Source organism: Butyrivibrio sp. AE2032 (assembly GCF_000702965.1).
Map to the genome: position 1 here is coordinate 305,263 of NZ_JNLF01000003.1, position 21,947 is coordinate 327,209.

At 45.1% G+C, this 21,947-nt stretch carries 20 protein-coding genes; 6 read left to right on the plus strand and 14 right to left on the minus strand.

Annotation, left to right across the window (positions count from 1 at the left end; genetic code table 11):
- From BO18_RS03075 to BO18_RS03085, 3 genes are read left to right on the plus strand one after another with little or no spacing between them, the layout of a single operon-like run.
- On the plus strand, nt 1-873 hold the full coding sequence (locus BO18_RS03075) for a phosphatidylglycerol lysyltransferase domain-containing protein (protein WP_034443508.1): 873 nt from the start codon (nt 1-3) through the stop codon (nt 871-873).
- Nucleotides 870-2,624, plus strand: coding sequence for an MATE family efflux transporter (locus BO18_RS03080; RefSeq protein ID WP_034443510.1), 1,755 nt, complete (start codon nt 870-872; stop codon nt 2,622-2,624). The genes BO18_RS03075 and BO18_RS03080 overlap by 4 nt, the downstream gene beginning before the upstream one ends.
- Nucleotides 2,621-4,276 (plus strand): PP2C family protein-serine/threonine phosphatase, encoded by a 1,656-nt coding sequence (locus tag BO18_RS03085; protein WP_051688465.1) that lies wholly within the window; start codon nt 2,621-2,623, stop codon nt 4,274-4,276. Before BO18_RS03080 ends, BO18_RS03085 begins: the two co-directional genes overlap by 4 nt.
- Nucleotides 4,277-4,320: 44 nt before the next feature.
- Here BO18_RS03085 and BO18_RS03090 read toward each other — a convergent pair whose 3' ends face one another.
- The 5 genes from BO18_RS03090 to rlmN are packed head-to-tail and all read right to left on the minus strand — an operon-like array spanning nt 4,321 to nt 9,749.
- A complete protein-coding gene (locus tag BO18_RS03090; protein ID WP_034443511.1) occupies nt 4,321-4,896 on the minus strand; it encodes a histidine phosphatase family protein in 576 nt (191 codons plus the stop codon).
- A gap of 16 nt (nt 4,897-4,912) precedes the next feature.
- Nucleotides 4,913-5,824: a ribosome small subunit-dependent GTPase A gene (gene rsgA / locus BO18_RS03095; RefSeq protein ID WP_034443513.1), complete on the minus strand. Its 912-nt coding sequence runs from the start codon at nt 5,822-5,824 to the stop codon at nt 4,913-4,915.
- Between the two features lie 6 nt (nt 5,825-5,830).
- Nucleotides 5,831-7,885, minus strand: a complete 2,055-nt coding sequence (pknB, locus tag BO18_RS03100) for a Stk1 family PASTA domain-containing Ser/Thr kinase (RefSeq protein ID WP_034443515.1) — start codon at nt 7,883-7,885, stop codon at nt 5,831-5,833.
- On the minus strand, nt 7,878-8,639 hold the full coding sequence (locus tag BO18_RS03105) for a Stp1/IreP family PP2C-type Ser/Thr phosphatase (protein ID WP_034443517.1): 762 nt from the start codon (nt 8,637-8,639) through the stop codon (nt 7,878-7,880). Before BO18_RS03105 ends, pknB begins: the two co-directional genes overlap by 8 nt.
- A 54-nt stretch (nt 8,640-8,693) precedes the next feature.
- Nucleotides 8,694-9,749, minus strand: a complete 1,056-nt coding sequence (rlmN, locus tag BO18_RS03110) for a 23S rRNA (adenine(2503)-C(2))-methyltransferase RlmN (RefSeq protein WP_034443519.1) — start codon at nt 9,747-9,749, stop codon at nt 8,694-8,696.
- Nucleotides 9,750-9,829: 80 nt separating this feature from the next.
- Here rlmN and rsmB point away from each other — a divergent pair, with 80 nt between their 5' ends.
- Complete coding sequence (gene rsmB, locus BO18_RS03115) at nt 9,830-11,251, plus strand: 16S rRNA (cytosine(967)-C(5))-methyltransferase RsmB (protein WP_034443521.1); 1,422 nt, start codon at nt 9,830-9,832, stop codon at nt 11,249-11,251.
- Between the two features lie 47 nt (nt 11,252-11,298).
- On the opposite strand, the gene BO18_RS03120 is transcribed toward rsmB, so the two are convergent.
- On the minus strand, nt 11,299-12,948 hold the full coding sequence (locus BO18_RS03120; RefSeq protein ID WP_034443523.1) for an InlB B-repeat-containing protein: 1,650 nt from the start codon (nt 12,946-12,948) through the stop codon (nt 11,299-11,301).
- A gap of 123 nt (nt 12,949-13,071) precedes the next feature.
- On the minus strand, nt 13,072-13,350 hold the full coding sequence (locus tag BO18_RS03125) for a hypothetical protein (RefSeq protein WP_034443524.1): 279 nt from the start codon (nt 13,348-13,350) through the stop codon (nt 13,072-13,074).
- Between the two features lie 123 nt (nt 13,351-13,473).
- Here BO18_RS03125 and BO18_RS03130 point away from each other — a divergent pair, with 123 nt between their 5' ends.
- Together BO18_RS03130 and BO18_RS03135 are read left to right on the plus strand one after the other, a co-directional pair.
- On the plus strand, nt 13,474-14,010 hold the full coding sequence (locus BO18_RS03130; RefSeq protein WP_034443527.1) for a hypothetical protein: 537 nt from the start codon (nt 13,474-13,476) through the stop codon (nt 14,008-14,010).
- Nucleotides 14,007-14,198, plus strand: a complete 192-nt coding sequence (locus BO18_RS03135; RefSeq protein WP_034443529.1) for a helix-turn-helix transcriptional regulator — start codon at nt 14,007-14,009, stop codon at nt 14,196-14,198. The genes BO18_RS03130 and BO18_RS03135 overlap by 4 nt, the downstream gene beginning before the upstream one ends.
- 34 nt (nt 14,199-14,232) lie before the next feature.
- Here the strand turns inward: BO18_RS03135 and BO18_RS03140 are convergent, their stop codons facing one another.
- The 7 genes from BO18_RS03140 to def are packed head-to-tail and all read right to left on the minus strand — an operon-like array spanning nt 14,233 to nt 21,917.
- Nucleotides 14,233-14,943: a zinc metallopeptidase gene (locus tag BO18_RS03140; RefSeq protein WP_051688466.1), complete on the minus strand. Its 711-nt coding sequence runs from the start codon at nt 14,941-14,943 to the stop codon at nt 14,233-14,235.
- Between the two features lie 27 nt (nt 14,944-14,970).
- The gene (fmt, locus tag BO18_RS03145; RefSeq protein ID WP_034443531.1) at nt 14,971-15,966 is read right to left on the minus strand and encodes a methionyl-tRNA formyltransferase; all 996 of its coding nucleotides are present in this window, start codon (nt 15,964-15,966) and stop codon (nt 14,971-14,973) included.
- 21 nt (nt 15,967-15,987) lie between these two features.
- Entirely contained in the window at nt 15,988-17,706 is a 1,719-nt protein-coding gene (locus BO18_RS03150) for a hypothetical protein (RefSeq protein WP_034443534.1), read from the minus strand.
- A 2-nt stretch (nt 17,707-17,708) separates the two neighbouring features.
- The gene (locus BO18_RS03155; RefSeq protein WP_242856567.1) at nt 17,709-18,560 is read right to left on the minus strand and encodes a GNAT family N-acetyltransferase; all 852 of its coding nucleotides are present in this window, start codon (nt 18,558-18,560) and stop codon (nt 17,709-17,711) included.
- Nucleotides 18,561-18,583: 23 nt separating this feature from the next.
- Nucleotides 18,584-19,636, minus strand: a complete 1,053-nt coding sequence (locus BO18_RS03160; RefSeq protein WP_034443539.1) for a YncE family protein — start codon at nt 19,634-19,636, stop codon at nt 18,584-18,586.
- A gap of 2 nt (nt 19,637-19,638) precedes the next feature.
- Nucleotides 19,639-21,414, minus strand: a complete 1,776-nt coding sequence (locus BO18_RS03165; protein WP_034443541.1) for a DUF6020 family protein — start codon at nt 21,412-21,414, stop codon at nt 19,639-19,641.
- The gene (gene def / locus BO18_RS03170) at nt 21,411-21,917 is read right to left on the minus strand and encodes a peptide deformylase (protein ID WP_034443543.1); all 507 of its coding nucleotides are present in this window, start codon (nt 21,915-21,917) and stop codon (nt 21,411-21,413) included. Before def ends, BO18_RS03165 begins: the two co-directional genes overlap by 4 nt.
- Nucleotides 21,918-21,947 lie beyond the last annotated feature (30 nt).

Below are 21,947 nucleotides of genomic sequence, written 5' to 3' on the forward strand. Positions count from 1 at the left end.
ATGGATAACTCAGAACCCAAAAATATCGGCTTTGATATGAAGGATGCCATATCTGATCTGTACCGTAAGTACGGCCACGGCGACAGTGCCCATGCCTTTAATTCCTTACTTATCTGGTCAAAAGACATGAAGATATCGGCATACGTTCGTCCGGGCCTATATTCAGCAAAGCTTTATGATGCAGGACCTAACACCTGGTTCTTCCCTGTCGGAAGCAACGAACAAAAGAAGGCTTTTATTGAAGACAGGTTGCAGGAAAAGGGTCTGGTCTTAAGGTATATGACACCTGAGGATCTGGACTTTGTAAAAGAGTCTTTTCCGGACACCTTCGAGATTGAGCCTGCGGTAAGTGACAGCGAGTATATCTGTGACAGGGACACCATTGAAAATCTTCCCGGAAAGGGCCTGTCCAGAAAAAAGAGATACGTAAAACAGCTTGTAAAAGAGCATACTTTCCGGATAAAAAACCTGGATAAGGATACTATTCCGGACGTAAACTACATCCTCAATATCTGGAGGCGAAACAAAGACTTCGATCCGGGCTGCAAAGACCACAATGCTCTGGAAGCGATGTTTGAAAACATGGATGCTCTGGGAATATTCGGGATAGTTCTTTATATGGATGAGGTTCCCTGCTCAGTGATGGGTGGATATTTACTAAGCGATGATACGGTGGACTGTTGTGTCCAGAAATCAGTTATCAACGAGTACGGACTTCAGTATTATGTGAGACAGTGTTTCTCAGCTACTGTGCCCGAATTGGTCCGGTACTATAACTTCGAAGAGGACCTTGGAATTGAAGGCCTGAGACAGGCAAAAGAATTCATGCATCCCTGCAAAATGATAGATATGTACACAGGAATACAAAAATGAAAATACCTAAGATATCGACCTTTACAAAAAACATGTTCCTTAGGCAGTATATGCCTGCGCTGATAGCCGCCCTTGTTTATTCAGTGGCGGACATGGCTGATGCCCTCGTAGTAGGAAACAGTATGGGAACGGTGGGTCTTGCAGCCATCGCCTTTTCCATCCCGATCTTTATGCTCTTTAACGTTATTATGCACTCCTTCGGCCTTGGTGGTTCCATCACCTTCTCCAGCAAAATGACCGAAGGTAAGGAAAAAGAAGCTGTTTCTGAATTCCAGGGTGTATTAGTCACTCTCCTTATCATCGGCGCAGCCATTGCCCTTCTTGGAAACCTTTTCCTGGATCAGATACTTATGCTCCTTGGTGCCAGCAAAGATTACGATACGCTGTTTATTGCAGCAGGCACATATCTTCGCCTGGTGCTCACTGCAGCTCCTATCTTTTTCTTCGACTACAGCATGGGTTATTTCATGCGAAACGATGACATGGAAAAGGCAGCCTCCATCTGCTCTTCCATCGGAAGCATCTGTGATTTCTCCCTGAACATCGTGCTGGTTCTTTTCTTTGGCATGGGTGTAAAGGGCGCTGGACTGGCAACGGTTTCCGGCGTTGTTATCAGCAGCATTTTCCAGATTATATTCATGTACATTGAAAATAAACGCCTGAAGTTATTCCCTCTTAAGCCCAGCTTTAAGAGCGTGTTCTCCAGCTTTAAGACCGGTATAGCTTCCTGCGTAAGTTATATCTATTCCTTCATTTTCATCTGGCTTGGAAACAATGCAATGATGAGACTTGCAGGAGAAGCCGGTGTTGCTGTATTTGATGTGGTACAGAACATGAGCTATTTCATGGCATATATCTTTGGTGCCATCACCATGGCATCCCAGCCCATCATCAGTACCTACGAGGGTGAATGCAACTACGAGGAGTGCGATAAGCTGCAAAAGAACCTGATAGCTATTTCTGTAATAACAACAGCAGTTCTTGTCACTATCATCGGAGGCTTCTCACCATTTATCCTAAGGCTCTTTGGTATAGTCGAAAGGCCTACCGTTATTTATGGCTCTTTTGCCCTTAGAGTATTCTGTGTCTGCATACTGTTTGCAGGACTTAACATCATATATTCCAACTACTACACCTCAAGGGAGATTCCATTCCCGGCATTCCTGCTGTCAACACTAAGAGGAATCGCCATTTTGCTGCCGGTTATGCTGGTCTGCATCTTCCTTGGAAAAGAAGCTTTCTGGTTCACCTACCCTGTAACAGAGGTACTGTCATTTGTGATAATTCTCTTTTACCTGAGTAGAATGGAAAGGAATGCCAAGCGTGTTTCCAAGGAAAAGATCTATACCACTACCCTTGGTGGCGACACAAGTCAGATAGGTACTGCAGTTGGCGAGATCGAGGGATTCTGTGAAAGATGGGAAGCATCTCCCAAGCAGATGTATTACGTTCAGATGACTGTAGAGGAAATGTGCTCAGCCATCATGAGTAATGGCTTTAAAGAAGCAGACCGTGGAAAATGTAATATCCAGCTTACCCTTGTAAAAAAGGCAGAGCAGGATTTTTCACTTCATATCAGGGACAATGCCCACACCTTCAACCCTTTTGACATGAGCACAAAAGCGTTAAAGGAACTGGAGGATGCTGATTCGGATTTCAATGCCCTGGGCATGGATATCATAAAGAAAAAAGCAAAATCTTTTTACTATAGGCGTTATCAGGGATTCAATACAATGGTGGTGAGAATATGAAAAAAATGTCGTTAGGTCAAAAAAGCGTTCTCCTGGTTATTATCATGGTCGTAGTAATGGGTCTGGTGGAAGGTGTATTAACCTACGTGGTTTTTGACAAGACCATCAACTCTGAATACGAAAAAAACGTTACCAATCTGGCACATACTGTGGCAGTAAGTGTGGATGGTGACAATATCGGGCTTTTACGGGACAAGGTAGTGGAGGTCTATGAAAGCCTTGATAAAAAAGTCGGCAGTGACATGATGGGCACTCCCGAGTTTGATGAATACATCAGTCACTATCAGGGGATCAAGGAAACTCCAGAATTTAAGACTGAGCTGAAAAAGCTGCAGCGGATCAGTGAGGCAAATGGTGTGGATATCTACGTTGTTTACGTATATCCCAAGGAGAAGATCACCTTTTACCTGGCAGACGGTTCCGAGATAGCCAATGATCCCGGGGTATATGATCCCTTATACGAAGTTAACTACGCAGTACTGGATGACCCCTCCATTGGTTACCCTGCGTATATTACCAACACTCCAGAATATGGCTGGCTGGTTACTGCAGGATATCCTATCTACGATTCAAAGGGCGAAGTAGTAGCCCTGGGTCTTGCTGATATTTCCATGAATGACATTAAGTCGAAAGAAACAGCCTTTACCTGGTTACTTGCAGGTCTCACACTTCTCATTGCAGTTGTACTGAGCAGCATCTTCATCCTGCTTATCAAGCAGCAGGTTGTATCACCGATCAATAAGCTGTCCAAAGCAGCCCTTAACTACTACAGTACTGAAAAGGGTCATGCCTTTAGCGGACTTAATATCACCACCGGCGACGAGATTGAGAACCTCTCCGATGCTATGAAGCACATGGAGCAGGATATCAACGAGTACGTAGACAATATCACCGCCATCACGGCAGAAAAGGAAAGGATTGGTGCAGAGCTGAACGTAGCTACCCAGATCCAGGCGGACATGCTCCCAAGGATCTTCCCATCCTTCCCGGAAAAGACAGAGTTCGACCTCTACGCTTCCATGGATCCGGCAAAAGAGGTTGGTGGCGACTTCTACGACTTCTTCCTTATCGACGAATCACACCTGGGACTTGTGGTGGCTGACGTATCAGGTAAGGGAGTTCCGGCAGCTCTTTTCATGGTGATCGCAAAGACCCTCATAAAGAACCGTGCCCTCATCGGAGGCACACCTTCAGAGATCCTGAGCTATGCCAACGAGCAGCTGTGTGAAGGAAATGATGCAGAGCTCTTCGTTACTGTATGGTTTGCAATCCTTGATATCAAGACAGGTAAAGGTCTTGCAGCCAACGCAGGTCATGAGCATCCTGCCCTTAAGCGCGCAGATGGCACCTTCGAGCTTGTAATGTACAAACACTCTCCTGCCCTTGCTACCATGGAAGGCCTCAAGTTCAAGGAGCACGAGTTTGAGCTCCACCACGGCGATACGCTTCTTTGCTACACCGACGGTGTCACTGAGGCCACCAACAAGGACAATGTGCTCTTCGGAAACGACAGGCTTCTTGAAGCTCTTAACAAGGAGCCAAATGCTGATGTTTACGGCGTTGTAAACAATGTTAAGACAGCTATTGATGAGTTTGTTGCTGAGGCTCCTCAGTTCGACGACATCACAATGTTGTGTATCCACTACAATTAAATGTGAACGTGCAAAGTGCCAAGGGAAAGTCCCTTGGCACTTTCTTATTTGATGTCTTCAACAAGGCGGTGTTTGCCACCTACTGATTCATAGACGAATATTTCGCAGTTCTTGGGGCGAGGGCGCCAGATGATACCATTTTTCTTGTCTTCAAGGTAGCCACGGATTGGGCGGATAATTCCGCCGTGGCAGACCACAAGGACGTTCTCGTAGTTCTTTTGCTCCAGTTCACGAAGGAAGGAGGAGGTACGTTCTCTCATCTCCCTGATGGTCTCAACTCCTGAAGGAGCTTTGAACAGCTCAGGGAATGACCAGTAAGCCATCATTGGAAGTCCTGTGCTGTAGTAGCCCTTCAGCTCATAGGGGCCGAAGTCAGCCTCAATAATACGCTCATCTATAATGATGTCCTTCCTGTCCACGTTTCCGATGATCTCCGCAGTCTGGATGGCTCTGCAAAGAGGGCTGGCATAAACAGCGTCAAAGGTCATATTTCCGATGCTCTTTCTTCTGTTGGTAGCCTGGGCGATACCAACCTGATTTAAAGGAATATCGCTTCTTCCCTGCATCATGCGGCTCTTATTGTAATCTGTCTGCCCGTGACGGGTAACATAGATCTTCATATCTGTAACACTTCTCCTATCTCTTCCTGGAATAGTCAGGCTTCATGCGCTTAAGGTCCTCGTAGATGATACGGTAATTTTCGTATCTGACCTTTGATACCTCTCCTCTTTCAAGGGCATTTTTAACTCCGCAGTCAGGCTCTGCAATGTGAGAACAGCCACCAAACCTGCACTCAGGCTCAAAGGGAACAAACTCCGGATAGTAGTCCATGAGAGAATCTGCCTCCACTCCACGAAGCTCAAGCGAGGTAAATCCGGGAGTGTCGATTATGAATGTTTCACCAGACTCATCCGATAGCTCTTTTACCACAAAGATCTCAGAGTGGCGGGTTGTGTTACGTCCCCTGTCGATCTTCCTGCTAAGCTCTCCGGTCTGCATATCCGCATCAGGGACAAGCTTATTTAAAAGAGATGACTTGCCCACGCCACTTGGTCCAGCCAGGGCTGTGGTCTTTCCCTTCAAAAGAGCCTTAAGCTCATCCAGGCCCTTTTCTTCCTTTACAGAGACGAACAGTACCTGGTAGCCACATTTCTCATAGGCGTCGTAAAGCTCTTTTGCCTCCTCCCTGGTAGCTATGTCCTGCTTGTTGAAGCAGATGATAACCGGGATATCCAGCTGTCTCATCATGATAAGATATTTATCCAGCAGGTTGTAGTTGGGGTCCGGCTTTACAATTGCAAACAAAATAACCGCCTGGTCAACGTTGGCAACAGGCGGTCTGTATAGACTGTTTTTGCGAGGAAGGACATCCGTAAGGTTTCCCAGCCTCTTTTCTTCGTCAATGATCTCTATTTCAACAATATCGCCTACTATGGGTTTTATTCCGGATTTTCTGAAGATCCCTTTGGCCTTACATTCGTAGATGATGGCCCCTTTGGTCTCCACGTAATAGAACCCGGCGATGCCCTTGATGATCCTTCCTAACATATGGGCTTAGTTCTCCTGAGTGAATGTCACTGCTCTTGTAACTGTGTATTCAACTGCCTGACCACCTGTGGTCTCTCCGGTCTCCGGATTGGTGGTGGTAGGTGTAGTTCCTGTATAAACAAAGGTGATTGTTCCTGTAGGAGCTGTAATGCCCTTGTAGGTGCCCTGTACAGGGAAATCTGAGGTGGTGGTACTAAGTAGGGTTGTTCCGTCTGATGTAACCAGGGTAACCCTTACCTGAATACCGTATGTATAGTTCTCGCCCTCTGTAGGAGCGGAAATATCTGCGTTATAGCTGTAGGTAACTGATGCAGGGCCTGTTGAAAGCTCCATGTTGATAACAGTACCTTCAGAAACTGAAGTCTGGGCTGCTATGCTCTGGGCACAGATAAGCCCTGTGAGGTTTGAATCCTCATTGGTGGTCTCCACAACCTTACCTGCCTGAAGTCCTGCCTCAACCAATGTAATGACAGCTTCTTCTGAAGTAAGTCCGATGATGTTTGGCACAGTAACCTGACCGTCTGACTTAGCAGTGGAAACCTCTGTAGTTGCTGCTGATGCCTTGTATGCAGAACCGTCACTTACGTAAACAGTAACCTTGGTTCCGCTCTTAGCTCTTTCTCCTGCTGAAGGAGATGTGGATACAACTGTATCCTTAGCTGCTGTGTTAGCAGAATCTGCTTTCTTTTCAACCTCAAAGCCCTTGTCGTCATGGAGAATTGAAACAGCCTCAGCATAGGTCTTTCCTGTAACATCAGGTACCTGAATGCCGTCTTTGGTCTCAGTAACCTGTGCAATACTGGACTGATCGGAACTGTTCTCTCCTACTGTATCATCGGAGGAACCAAAAATACCAAGGCTTCTTCCAAGAAGCAGGATAACAATAAATCCAACTAAAGCTGCTGAGATGATAGCCATGATAATGGTCATCTTCTCAACTCTTGATGTGCCGGCTGGGGACTGGGAGCCTGATCCGCTCCTTCTCCTGTCTCTACCCTTATCGTAGTCGTAGAGATCCTCCTCATCGTCGTAATCTCTTCTCTTGCGCTTTCTGTCTCTGTCGTAATCGTCGTAATCGTCGTCTCTGTCATAATCCTTAAGGACATCATCCTTAAGTCTCATCTGCTCTGTGTCAGTAAGTCTTCCTGTAGAACCGCCATGGAGCTGATCCTTCTCATCTTCAGAGGCAACCCTTGTGGCATTCTCCTCATCGGGATTAACCAGTGAAACGAAGTCCTTATCAGGTGTTATGAGTGATTTCTTAAGATCTGTAATGAGCTCTGCTGCGCTCTGATAACGTCTGTCAGGGCTCTTCTGGCAACACTTAAGGACAATCTTCTCAACACTTATCGGTATCTCATCATTGTACTCAGCAGGGCTTGGAAGCTCCTCCTGGATATGTTTAATAGCTATTGCAACAGTTGTGTCCCCATTAAAAGGAACTCTTCCTGTGAGCATCTCAAACAATGTAATACCAAGTGAATAAATGTCACTCTTGGCATCACTGTAACCACCTCTTGCCTGCTCAGGGGAAGTGTAGTGAACTGATCCCATTACATTTGAGGTAATGGTGTTACTGGTGGCAGCCTTTGCGATACCAAAGTCTGTAACCTTAACCTTACCATCTTTTGAGATCATAATGTTCTGAGGCTTGATATCCCTGTGGATAATGCCATTGTTGTGGGCAGCCTCAAGTCCCATTGCAACCTGGATTGCAATGCTGACAGCCTCTTTTACTGAAAGCCGGGATTTCTTCTCGATATATTTCTTAAGAGTGATACCATCAACCAGCTCCATAACGATGTAGTTGATGCCATCCTCGTCACCTACGTCATATACGTTAACAGTGTTAGGATGAAGGAGTCCTGCTGTGGACTGAGCTTCTACTCTGAACTTTGATACGAAATTCTCGTTCTCGGAAAACTCCTGCTTCAGAACCTTAACTGCAACAAGCCTGTTAAGCTTATGATCTTTTGCTTTATAAACGTCGGACATTCCGCCGGTACCGATCTTCTCCAGCACCTCATAACGGTCTCCGATCACCATTCCAATCTTAACCATCTATTCCTCCATCGTGTCTGGCATCGTCCGCAAAGGGCTCAATCAAAATAACAGCTATGTTGTCCTTGCCACCGTTGTTATTGGCCTTTTCAACAAGCTTTTGAGCCTTCTCGATAATATCCCTCTGACCACTTACTATCATTCGGATATCTTCATCCTCAATCATGTTTGTAAGTCCGTCAGAGCACATGAGAACAATGTCCCCACGATTTAATTCCACATTAAAAAAGTCGATGTCTACTGTATCAGTGGCACCGATAGCCCTGGTAATAATATTCTTATCCAGGTGAGTCCTGGCTGTCTCTCTGTCAATACCGCCCATGCGGACCATCTCCTCAACCAGAGAATGATCCCTTGTGATCTGGGTGATCTTGTCGTTTATTACATATAATCTGGAATCGCCCACATTGGCAACCTGAAGGTATCTTCCAAGAACCGTTGCAGCTACAACAGTTGTTCCCATTCCAAAGAGGTTAGGATTCTCAGAAGCCTTCTCCCTGAGCTTCTTGTTGGCAATCTTGATAGCGTGCTCCAAAATCTTGACAGGGCTTTGTTCAAAAGACCTTTCGATCTCCTCAACCATAGTGTCTACGGTAAATCTTGATGCGTAGTCACCGGCATTGTGGCCTCCCATTCCGTCAGCAACAATGAACACATTGGACAGATTTCCAATCCTTGTATCTGAGGAAAAGACATAATCCTGATTCAGTTTTCTCTTTTTTCCTATGTCCGTAACGGAAAAAGTCTTAAGCAAAGTAGCCTCCCACTTAAGTATTGCGATTTTTTCACGGAAAAAAAGCAGGTGGTACTAATTCTCTTCCAAATGACGCCTTCTTAGCTGTCCGCAGGCGCCATCTATATCCCTGCCCATTTCTCTCCTAATTGTACTATTAATGTGGCTTTTTTCAAGTTTATTTTTGAACGCCAAAGCCCCGGACCGGTCTGTAGGCTTAAAGGACCGCTCCTTGATTGGGTTCACAGGAATCAGGTTCACTACTGCGTTAAGTCCCTTTAAAAGCTCCGACAGCTCTTTTGCATCCTCGTCTGTATCATTGACTCCGGCAACAAGGGAATATTCGAAGGTCAGCTGCCTTCCCGTCTTCTCAAAATAAGCCTTGCAGGCATCAAGAACCTCTTTAATGCTGTAGGTGTTGGCTATCGGCATAAGCTCTTTTCTCTTGGCATCATTGGAGGCGTGGAGTGAAAGAGCCAGGTTGATGGAAAGGTCTTCATCAGCCAGTTCATAGATCTTTGGCACGATTCCGCAGGTGGAAACCGTCAGGTTCCTCTGGCTTAAGTTCATGCCGTTCTCGTCGGTAAGGAGGGTGATGAAACGAAGGAGATTGTCGTAGTTGTCCAAAGGCTCTCCGCTTCCCATTACCACCACTCTGTGAACCTTCTCACCGGTATAATTCGAGATTGCATAGATCTGGTCCAGCATCTCCGAGGGGCGAAGATTTCTTTCAACGCCGTCCAGTGTGGAAGCGCAAAACTTACAGCCCATGCGACATCCAACCTGAGAGGAGATGCACACGCTGACGCCAAACTTGTACTTCATAAATACGCTCTCAATAACGTTGCCGTCCGCAAGAGCGAAAAGAAATTTCTTTGTGTCGTCAAGCTTTGACTCCTGTACCTGAATAGCCTCCAGGCAGGTGTATTCAAAGTTCGCTTTTAGCTTCTCCTTAAGGGCCTTGGGGATGTTGGTCATCTCATCGTAATTTCTGGCCTGTTTTACATGCATCCACTCATAGAGCTGCTTGGCACGAAAGGCCGGCTCTCCAATGCCCTTTATGGCCTCCTGAAGCTCAGGAAGGGTTAAAGACTTTATATCGTTTTTTAGTTCATCTGAAATAGTAATCATGTATTAAGTTTACCATATTATTTGACAAGAGTTTCTTTGAAAGGGGATAATTAAAATATCATTTTTTAGAGGTGAATGCAATGGCAAACATCAGGGAAATAACTCTGAATATTCTTCTGGAGTACGACAGAGGCGGCGTTCGTAAGCCCTCTTTGTTAAAAGACTCCTTGGATAAATATGACTATCTGGATACCAGGGACAAGGCCTTTATGAAGAGGGTCGTGGATGGATGTCTGGAGAGGCAGATACAGATTGATTTCATTCTCGACTCTTTTTCCAAAACAAAAGTAGACAAGATGCAGCCCTTCATCAGGAGCCTTATGAGAATGGGCGTATATCAGATAATGTTCATGGACTCAGTTCCTGATTCAGCAGCCTGCAACGAGTCCGTTAAGCTTGCTGTTAAGCACAGGTTTTCAGGCCTCAAGGGCTTTGTAAACGGGGTTCTTCGCAACATTTCAAGGAATAAGGACAAGATTGAATATCCTGATCCCAAGCTTGGAGGAGGCATCAAGTACTTGTCAGTTCTATATTCAATGCCTGAGTGGATCGTCATGATGTGGCTTGACCGTTACGGCTTTGATAAGACTGAAGAGATGCTGAAGTTCTTTTTGGAATCCCGTCCCACCACTATCCGTCTTAAGAAGGATGTAGTTACCAAGACCTTTGCAAAAGAACTGTCGGAAGCAGGAGCCATTGTTTCTGAAAGCGACATTATTCCCTATGCTCTGGAACTTGAAAAGACAGATAATATAAGGTTCCTTCCGGGATTTGACGAAGGTAAGTTCTTTGTTCAGGATGTAAGTTCCATGCTGGTAACAGAGATTGCAGATCCAAAGCCCGGACAGGTAGTCATCGATGTGTGTGCTGCTCCCGGAGGAAAGAGCCTTCACGCTGCAGAATGGGTAGCCTTGGCAGAAAAAGGCACTTCAGAAGACGTGAAGTCTAAGGGTGTAGTCCTTTCACGTGACGTATCAGAAAGAAAATGTGGTCTGATCAGAGAAAATGCTGAGAGAATGGGCCTTTCAAATGTTAATGTTGAGATGCATGATGCCAGGGTCCACGACAGGAACCTTGAAAACAAGGCTGACATCCTCTACATGGATCTGCCCTGCTCCGGTCTTGGAATAATCGGCAGAAAGACAGATATCAAGTACAATATCACCCGCCAGAGCCTCTCAGACCTTGCAAAGCTCCAATGGGAGATCATCAAGACAGCCTGGGACTATGTTAAACCCGGCGGAATCCTTATGTACTCCACCTGCACTGTTAATCAGGCAGAAAACGAGGATATGATAAATCAGATCTGTTCAGAGCTCCCCTTTGAAGTTGTGGACTTTACAGACAGACTTCCTGAAGCTTTGAAGAAATCTCCCCTTAAGGATGGAGAAGTAAACATGTGCCTTCCTATTGAGAAACAGGCTGAAAAAGGCTGCATCCAGCTCCTTCCCGGAGAATATGGTACTGACGGCTTCTTCATCGCGAAACTCAGGCGCAAGTAATATGCGACAATAAAAGACACCTTTGACGGTGTCTTTTTTTGTTGTCGTTAATGTGCGGTTGTGTATCCAAATTTTCCTGCCAGATACAGGAAGCCAACAAAGCCGTTTTTATCAACAAGTGACATTACATCAGTTCCTGCAGGTATTGTCACTATCATTCTGTTTCCTTTGTACTCTCCGTCAAGGAAGCTTATTTCCATGGAAACATCAGTTTTTTTTGCAAGGGCCTCCATAACCGATTTGTGGAATGAGATAAAGCTTGAGGTCTCTATCTTTACAGTTGAACCTTTTGCTGCACTGCCAATCTTTTGGGTCACATCACTGTTGAAGGTATAGTACGCTGTTACCGGCACCTTAGTCTCTTTTGTTCCGGAAGAAGTTACTGCACCACCGGAAGCGACTTCGCCACTTGAAGGGGCCAAATTCCTTGTCCAGGTTACCAGAACCGGTGACAGGCCATTAAAGGTAGTCTCAATTCCATCAGAGGTATTTGTCACATCTGGAGTCTCAATTGTTCCTGCCGCTACGGAGCCTACTGTTGTTCCGACGAGATGGGCAACACTAAAGGTATAGTCGTCTCCATTGGTCTGTGTGCCATCCTTTGCCTGTGGATACGGAATTACTATCTTAAGGCCTCCTGCCGGAATATTTGCGGTTGATACAGGCACCCAGTTCGATCCTCCGTCAAAAGAAATAAGGAGACCGGCGTCAAACAGGAAAGAATTATTCTTTTGCTCTGCTGTCTGTACATTAAGCGCATTTTCAAGGGCAGCCAAAACTTTATCTACTGTTGTATAGCCCAGGGCTCTTAGCTCTGCGGAAAGAGATGCTGCTGTAAGCCCATCCTCATTAACCCTCGTCACAACCTGTTTATTTTTATAGGTAGCTGTAACTGTGACTGCTTTCGCTGGCATATCAAAAGTTGTGGTTGTAGCTGATGCATCGGCAAAGGTCACACCATCTTCGCTTGTCCACTTATCAAACAGCTTTTGAGAAGACGGTTCGTCTGCTGTTATTGTTACAGTGGCACCCTCAGGGTAAGAACCATCACCGGTTCCGTGATTGACTGTAACAGAATAGGTTCCCACAGGGATTTCTTCAAAATTAGCCTTTACCTCAACATCTGAGCTTCCAATATCAAAAGTAGTTGTGTTGCTATTTGCGTCACTTAAGGTTACTCCGCCGGAAACAACATCCCAGTTTTTGAACAGATAACCACTGTCCGGAGTTGCTGTTATGGTAACTGTTGTCCCCTCTTCTCCTGAGGTGGGTGTTGCTGATGCACTTCCATGCCCGTCATTGGATGCGGTTACAGCATATACTGTTGGCGCAGGACCTGAACCTGCGTAGGTGTAGGTGTATGTGAAATTCTGGCTCTCGTTGCCATAGGTCCTTTCTGTATTGGGAAGGCCATCCCATGATCCTGCCGAATATCCCGTATCAGGCATATCTCCTACACTTGGAATATCCGAAGGATTCAGAGTAAGGCTTTTATCTTCGTTATCATATCTCCAAAGATTTACTACTTTATCTGCCTTTGTTCCATCGCTCCAGGAACCGTGCACTACCTTGAAAGTAAAATTGACATCAATCCTACTGACAGCGTGTGCAGTCATTGTGTTTGATGGGTGAATAATGGTCAAAAGAGCTAATAGAAATGTTAAAAGAAATACTGCTGATCTGGATGTTTTTTTCATATAGATATACCCCCGATTCTTACAACTCCCATAGCATTATTGTATCAGTTTGTTATCATTTTTCCACACAAAAATAGAAGACTGCCACACTTTCATGCGACAGCCTCTAAAAGGATTATGATTTTATTTAAGTTCTTCACCGCCAAGGATTGAGAGAAGTCTCAAGAATCCGCAGTAGCCGTTTGAGTCAAGAAGTGTCTTTACATTGTATCCGGCAGGAATTGTAACCTTAAGTCTCTTTCCACCATAGGTGAATACTACGTTAACATCAACGTCAGGACGGGCTGCAAAAGCTTCGATCATCTTGCTGTCAAAGCATGTTACTCTGTCAGTTTCAATATTGAATGCACCACCCTGTATAATCTTTATCAAATTCGCCGAGCAATATGTCTCCTTTTTCATCCTAAATGATATCCTCAAAAGATTTTTGTAAAATATACTTGACATTATTCTATTGTAAGATTATATTGTATTCATAGACAAGAAAACATAACAAAACTTTTTTCACTTATGGAGGATTAAATAATGAATACAAAAGTATCAGTAGGAATGGCAATTGGACTTATGTGTGGATTGGTAATCGCAGTAATTCTTTTAAAGATTGCCAATAAGGATCACAAGGTTAAAACACAGTATGATGAAAGACAGGAAATGATCAAGGGACGCGGATACAAATACAGCTTCTACACCATGTTATTTATGGAGGTTGTAGTTATGCTTCTGGAAATGTCAGGCATAGAGCTTCCAATCGATAACTATCTAGTACACACTATTGCAGTTCTTATTGGATGTCTGGTTCTTTGCATACACAGCATCTGGAACGGTGTTTACTGGGGACTTAATAACAATCACAAGCGCTACGCCATCATCATTGTTATTGCTGTTGTTCTGAATATCATTCCTCTTGCAGGGGCTATAGCACATGATTCTCTTTCAGGACATGGCATCAACTCAGTTCCGGTTCTAAACGTAATAGTACTTGTCTGGATGGCAATCATCGGAGTTGCTGCACTTGTAAAAAGGTTTGTTGACTCTAGGAATAGCGAGGAAGAGGAATCATGAAGAATCTAAGATTAAAGGCTGCCCGTGCAGGAAAAGACCTATCCCAGGATCAGCTGGCAACTCTCTGCGGAGTATCAAGACAAACCATAAGTGCCATAGAGAAAGGAGACTACAACCCCACCATTAATCTCTGCATCGCAATCTGCAAAGCTTTAGACAAGACCCTTGACGAACTGTTCTGGGAGTAAATAAAAATCAGCCAGAAAACCCTGGCTGATTTTTTTAGTCTCTGCGGTTGTTTAACATTACAAGTCGGAGGAGCTGGATTACTGCTGAGGCGGCGCTGGCAACGTAGGTCATGGCAGCGGCGCTTAGTACCTTTCTGGTGGAACCTGCCTCTTCGGCGGTGAGGATTCCGTACTCCTGAAGCATTTCCATTGCTCTTCTGCTGGCATTGAACTCTACAGGAAGAGTAATAACCTGAAATGCTACTGCCAGGGAGAATACCCAGATACCAATAGTGATAAGAGGCGAGTAGCTGAATATCATTCCTGCGATAATTATAGGAATGCCGGCCTTTGAGCCGATATTGGCAACAGGAACAATAGCTGTCCTTATCTGCAGGGGAACATAGCCTGTGTGATGCTGAAGTACATGTCCACACTCATGAGCTGCAACTCCTATGGCAGCTACAGAAGGTGAACTGAAGGTTGCATCGGAAAGGTTCACCACCTTGCTCCTTGGATCATAATGATCTGTAAGCTCACCGGATACGTGCTGTACTGTCACGTCTGTAATCCCGTTTCGCCTTAGTATCTCTACTGCTGCCTGAGCTCCTGTAAGTCCGCTCATGCTTCGAACCCTGTTGTATTTCTTGTAGACGGATGAAACCCTTGCACTTGCTATCATGCAGACAACTGCCATTATGAGAGTAAGTATATACATAGGATCTATTCCGTATCCATACGCAACTCTATCCATACCGTAATACATTGTGTTACACCTCTTTTCACAAATATCTTAATCGCCCAGCTTATCACCGGCTGAAATCTTATAGCCAAGAAGGAATGCCTTTACATCCATTCTCTTTTTACCCTCAAGCTGAACCTCGGTTATCTTAAGATAGCCTCCTCCTGTGAGGACCACAAAAGAGTCTTTAAGAACCGCTACTACTGATCCAACGTCTCCGCTTTGTGATATCTCTTTTGCCCTGGAGCCATCTTCAGGAGACATGGAGTTTATAAGCGCCCCAAGATCAACTTCGCCTAATGTTTTAGCCTTCCAGATCTTAAGCATTTTTCCTCCAAGGTAGGTGTAGGCTGAAGGCCATGGGTTGAGACCACGGACCAGATTCCTTATGGTCTCTGCATCCTTTGAAAAGTCTATCTTTCCCATATCCTTGGAAAGCTTTCCACACTTGGTGGCTTTAGCTTCATCCTGAGGGATTGGTGTCAGCTCTCCCCTTTCGATCTTAGGAAGCGCCTCTACGATCAGCTCGCCACCGAGATCCGAAAGTTTGTCAAAAAGACCTCCTCCGGTCTCCTCTTCATCTATGGGAATTTCCCTCTGAAGGAGGATATCTCCTGTGTCCATGCCTGCTGCCATCTGCATGATGGTAACTCCGGTAGTCTTCTTTCCATCGATGATAGACTGCTGGATCGGAGCTGCTCCCCTGTATTCAGGAAGGATCGAAGCATGGATATTGACGCAGCCAAACCTTGGGATATCAAGGATCTCCTGGGACAGAATCTGGCCAAAAGCAGCAACCACATAGATATCTGCATCTATGCTTTTAAGGTATGCCACATGATCAGCCTCTTTTATCTTAACTGGCTGAAAAACCGGTATGTTATGTTCCAGCGCACAGGCCTTCACATCAGATACCTGAAGTTCTCCGCTTCTGCCCTTTGGCTTGTCAGGCTGGGTTACCACAAGGACAACCTCATGCCCTGCTTCAATTATCTTTTCAAGAGCCGCCCTTGCAAAATCAGGGGTTCCCATAAATACTATCTTCATTATTCCTCCAAAATTACCATGTTATCTTAAAAGCTTTAATTCATGCTCCATCTTACCAAGGTCCTTTATAAAGTCCTCAAGGAGCTTCTTGTATTCCTCAGTATCTGTCATGGAGCTGATAACTTCATCGATCTCCTGGGCTGAGCTGAATACCTTGCCCTTTACCTCAACACCGCCATCGCCTTTTGTAAGAGCTTTGATCTCGTTAAGGGCCTCTACTCTCTGACCGATAAGATTCAGACGATCCTGCTTATCTAAAAGATCATAATATACCTTGGGATGATCAACCAGTTTCCACTTTGCAGCTGTATTCTCATAACGCTTGTGATCAAACTTGATCTCGTTTGCTGTATTATGAAGATCGAGGATTCGCTTATCAAGTGCTTCCTTGGTCTGCCCTACAGATTCAAGTCTCATAAGGGTCGGAGCCTTTGTACAGAGATCACTTGCCTCCCCCGGGGTAAGCTTCTTATACTCAAACTGTTCATCTGCAGCAGCTTTGAGGATTTTCTTTCTGTTTTCCTGCTCCCTTATTTCTTTCTTCCTTAGCTTATCCTGCTCCTTATCCCTTTCAGCACGCTTTTTCTCTTCCTTTTTGGCCTTCTTCTCGGGCTCAAAGTACTCCTTGAAGATGTCCTCAGCCTTACGGCCCTTAGTGAATCCGAAGTTCTGACGGTTCTCAAGCATCTTCTCCAAGTAAGTCTTTACATAAGGATCTTCTGTCTTTTCAATTCTGGATCTAAGCTCCTCATCGGAGAAGCTGTCCACATCCTTGCCTGCAAGCAGTGCATAGTAAGGAGACTGAAGGAACAAAGCCCTCCTGTCGTAGTCAGCAAGGATCTCCTGTACTGTATCTGCTTTTGCATTAAGTGTTGGATAATCAGTTCCAAGCCTGCAGCGCTTTATTATCTCCCTTACATGGGAATAGGCCCTGAGGGCTGCGTAACGCTTTGCAAAGGTATTCTTCCCGTCACCCATTACAAATTCTTTGTCGCTGCTATAGTCAAACTGTGAAAGATCAAGATTCAGGAAATCATCCAAGACTCTTTCATAGGCTTTATCTCTGATCTTTTTATCCTTGGAGACGATATCTTCCATTATCTCCATCTGTCTGCTGTCATCAAGCTGCTTTCCAAGGTCGGTTTCTTCGTAGCTGATGCCGTAGTGCACACCTCTGTAATAATGTGACAGATCCCTCATGATGAGAGCTGTTTCAGGATCAACACCAGCTGCATTATCCAGGTAGTCCTTCTGAGCCTTGTGACTTTCAGTCTCCATCATATCGTACAGAGCTTCCTCTCTGTACCAGTTTGCTTCAGTTACTTCACTGACCATCTTAGCCTGGAGCTTTGCTTTTTCCTTGAACTTTTTGCCGCGCTTGGTCCTCTGGGATTTACTCATACTCCTGATTCCAAAGGTTTCCTCTGCCTTGCTCATCTCCTCATCCAGGGCAGCCTTCTTTGGAACCTTATAGGTGGAAAGCCATGAAGAACGCTTTACGCTCTGCCTTGTGAATTCCTTGATCCTGTCAAGGAGAGTATCCTGAGCGTTAGCCTTTTCGCTGACCTGCCTGATCTTCTGACGTTCTTCAGATTTATCAAGCGTTACTTTCATGTGGTCCATACTGGTTCCAGCAGCTAAAGTCATCTGTTTTTCATCATGCTCAGAAAAGGCTTTCTCATAATCATGCTTCTGAGCTTCTGTCATAGACTCGCTTCCGTAAGGTGCATCATTTCCCATGGTCAATCCTCCTTCCCGTATTCGGAAATAACCCTGACTCCGCTAATGACCGCTCCTTCATCCTGTATGATTCCGTCGGGGCCAATGAGCTTCTTGGGCAGTTTCTCCATACCTTCATTCATAGCAACAAAGATAAGGTCACAATCCTCCAATTCTTCTCTTATAACCGCTTCCTTGAGGCCATCTAAAAGGTCCACAAGGTAAACCGGATTGGATGTAAAATTAACCAGATAGTCGATCATGATCTGGGTCCTGCTCCTTGAGCAGAGTACCAGCGCCACAACCTCTTTATTCTTTTTATCAAGGACAGCAAGGGAAAGAGGCAGACAAAGAGCGTTTGAATCAATGATACCAGACTCCATGTCGTTATCTTCCAGCTTGCGCTTAAGCTCTTTTTTCTCATGCATTGTCAGGCCATCAAGAGTCACAATAGGATTCTTTTTTCCTGCCTGAAGAAGCTTATCAAGGGCTTCTGATTCAAGAAGATTCTTTACCGGTGTCCTGAAGGAAAGACCATCCCTGAAAATCCTGAATCCAAGGGCACGTGAAAAGCAATACAGTTCCTCCTGCTTCTCCGGGTAATTGATATACAAAACCCTGGGGCCGGCCTCTTTTATCTCTTCGATAAAATCCTCCACAAGGGCTCTGCCGATGCCTTTGTTGCGATGAGCAGGTGACACAAAAATATAGTCCAGCATCAGCGCGTCACCAATAGTATTGTAAAACGCCACTCCTGCTGCCTCATCATCTGCTATGGCTCCAATGCAGATCTCGTAATCGGAAGGATCAAGCCCGTTCATCAGCGGTTCGAAAGCCTCCCGATTCTCTTCCCCTACAGCTGTCAGTTCATGCATCTTTTCCACCGTCCTTTCCCTCATTAGTAAAGAGATGTAACCTCTGTTATCTCACCACTCTCCACCTTAAAGCTCCAGATGGAATGTCCTGTGAGTCTGTGTTCAGTAAGAAAATAGGTGTCATCCACTCTTGAAATATTGTAGGGTGTACCTCCACCGATGAAGTACTGAGAGTAGATGTCCTCGTAATTGCCCTTGGACAGATCTTCTATGGAAGCTGCCCTTACAATTGTTGCATAGTCCTGATTTCCGGTGATGTCCGTAGATATTGTCACATAGATCATGTTGTCTATTGGTGTCATCTGGACCATTCCGGCGATAGCGTCCGGAACCGGGTATTTTTCTTTTACCTCAAAGGTATCAAGGTCACATCTAAGGATCTGTGAAGCCTGTCCATTAGAGGAAACCCCTGATACAAAAAAGATGTCTCCGTCCATTATGGTAAAGGATCTGACGTAAGTGTTTGAGAGCTGATCTACCTTCCTGACGTCAGTAAGATACATTCTGGTGGAATCCTCAGGGTGTCTGAAGCAGTACATCTCGCCATTTTCGGAGCTCCAGACATAAAAGGTATCCGACATCTCGTCATAGTAGGAAAAATGTGGCCTGGTGCCGATGTTCTCAAAGACCTGGGTGTTTACAAATCTGTCGTCAAACTTCTCATAAATGAGAACCCTGTTATTCTCTGTGTCATCGATCAGATAAACCTTGCCGTCACTGGCCAATGTGTGGGGATAATGGGCCTCCTGACACATCATATACCAGCTCTGGATCGGTGCCCCAAGCTCTTTGGTATAGATGACCTTATTGTGGTAGCAGTCAACTATAAACCATAGCCCATCCACCTTAGTGATATAGGTAGGAACGCTTAAGGTAAGGTCCAGCCCCATAAGGAGCTCATGGCTTTCCAGATAGGCTGCCGGATCCTGGCCTCCCTCGGTAACCTCAGATATCTCCAGGTACTCTTTTCCATCGTAGGGCGAAGCCTTGGCAGGCTCCTTTTCTCCGCAACCTGAAAGGATGGTCCCCACCAGTAACACTATTGTAAAAAGAATTGATAATCTTCGTCTGTTCATTATCACAAAGTCTTCTTGTTGTTAATTATTGCTGCCAGTAAAAATGGCACTGTGCAGAAAATCGAGTAAACATATCTGAACTCGGAATAGACCGGCGAGGAAATCTGAAGGGTAAACACAAGGGCTATAACAGGCATAGCCATAACTACTCCAGCCTTGTCCCCATTTACTGCTGCCAGATACAAAAGGAGCCAGTCAATCCATACGTAAAAACCAATACACAAAAACAGTATAAGCACAGGGTTATTTTCATACATCCACTGATACTCATAAAAATGTCTTGCTGCAAATTCTGAGTTAACGGTGCGGAAAAGGTCGTACCCTTCCTCACTGGTGACATCATCAAGCCAGCGCCAGTAGTTATATCCGCTGTTCCAATAGCCGCAGGTCTGATCCACCCAGGCCTTCAGATAGGTGTTGGGGTGCTTAAGTCCCACCCGGATATAAAGGAATGCATACTCCAGCTTATTATCCCTGATTGTAAGCTGATTACCCTCAGCTCTTATCAGGTCTTTTTCCGGATCGGAATACTGTGGATGATATACCTCTCTCATGCGATCTATGGAGATCACATCGTTTATCAGTTCCAGATCTTCCTCGGAAAAATCATCATATTCAACAGCAGTTCTTGATATCTGCTGAAGCGGTATTGAAAGCATCTCAACCGTATCGGGCTGGGATACATCAAGGGCTTTAAGGACCGGATGCTTTAAGATAAAAGAGCTGATCAGCACTGCCACAAACATGAAGATCACCTTATCTTTTCCGGCAAATATGTTCTTTCTGAACAGGAACAGGTAAACTACTGCAACCACCAGGAACATCACGTATCCGTTGGAGCGGAAAAGACATATTCCCAAAGCACCAATAGTCAGAAAAACATAGTTTAGCTTCTGCAGACCAATACTGTGCATTGTCCTGAAAAAGTATATGCAAAAAAGGAGTACAAAGCCTCCAAACCAGACATCCTTCCATACAGCAAAACTGTAATTGATATGGAAAGGCATCACAGCATAAAAAACTGCCAGAAGAATAAAGTAGCTCCTCTTTGCTGATACCTGCCATATGGTCATGACTGCTGCAGAAAAGCATGCTGCCATGAAAAAGATCTGAAACACGTTAAAGAACGCTACTGCAGCGTTCAAATCTCCGAACAGCTTTAGTCCAAGGCTTACAAAGAGCCTTATTACCTGTGTATGGTAGAAGGGATGATGGTTGTTGTACCAGCCCTCCATAAACATCTTGATCTGAGTAAGGGAATCTGACGAAACAGTTCCCGGATACCTGCAGGTAAACAGGATAATGTTGTCGATTGCCACAATACTTAAAAATGGTATCAGGAAAACCTGCCAGGGCTTCCAGCCTGATGTCCTGAAAAGCGCTATGCTTTCGCCTTCTAATGCGCCTTTCCTGTCTGCCGCCGCAAGGGCCCTATCGTACAGGTACTGGCATATGTTAAAGGCCTGAAAATAAGCACCCACAAAGATGCCGAGAAACATACACGCACTATGAAGGAACCTTCCTGAAACACCTATCTCATCGGGATAGGAAAACCCACTCCAGATGGTATAGTTCGCTGCCATAACAGCGAGACCATAGATCATAGGTGCCACAAAAAGATGCCATTTATAGTGGTATTCTTTCACCTTCGTATAAGCGAAAAGAGCAAACACCAGCACAACCAGATATGGCTGATAATAAGCGTTTGTATTTATCAGGTATCCCATGCCCACAAGTACTGTCAGAGCCTGGATTATCCCAAACACTTTCCTGTTCATTCTGCTTTATGCTCTTCTTCCTGCTGAGCCAGTAGTTCCTCGTTGTCCACAAGGTCACCCTCAACCTTCTCAACATACATATGTCCGTCAAGGTGATCAAGCTCGTGGCAGATAGCCCTTGCAAGCAGCTCCTCACCCTCGATAATGTACTCATTCATATCAAGGTCATAGGCCTTTGCCTTAACATAGTTAGGTCTTGTAACCACGCCTGACTTGCCGGGAAGGGAAAGACATCCCTCATAGCCTGTCTGCTCACCGTCTGTCTCAAGGATAGTAGGATTGATCATAACAAGTGGCTGATCTGCCTCAGGTGAAACATCGATAACCACAATCCTTTTAAGTACGCCAACCTGAGGAGCTGCAAGTCCCACGCCGTTTGCGTCATACATGGTATCCAGCATGTCCTCAACCAGTTCCCTGATTCTTGGTGTTATCTCTTTTACCTCCCTGCACTCCTTGCCAAGGACGTCATCTCCATATTCGCGTATAGTACGTAATGCCATATTTCTTTTCTCTCCATTTCTAAAACTACT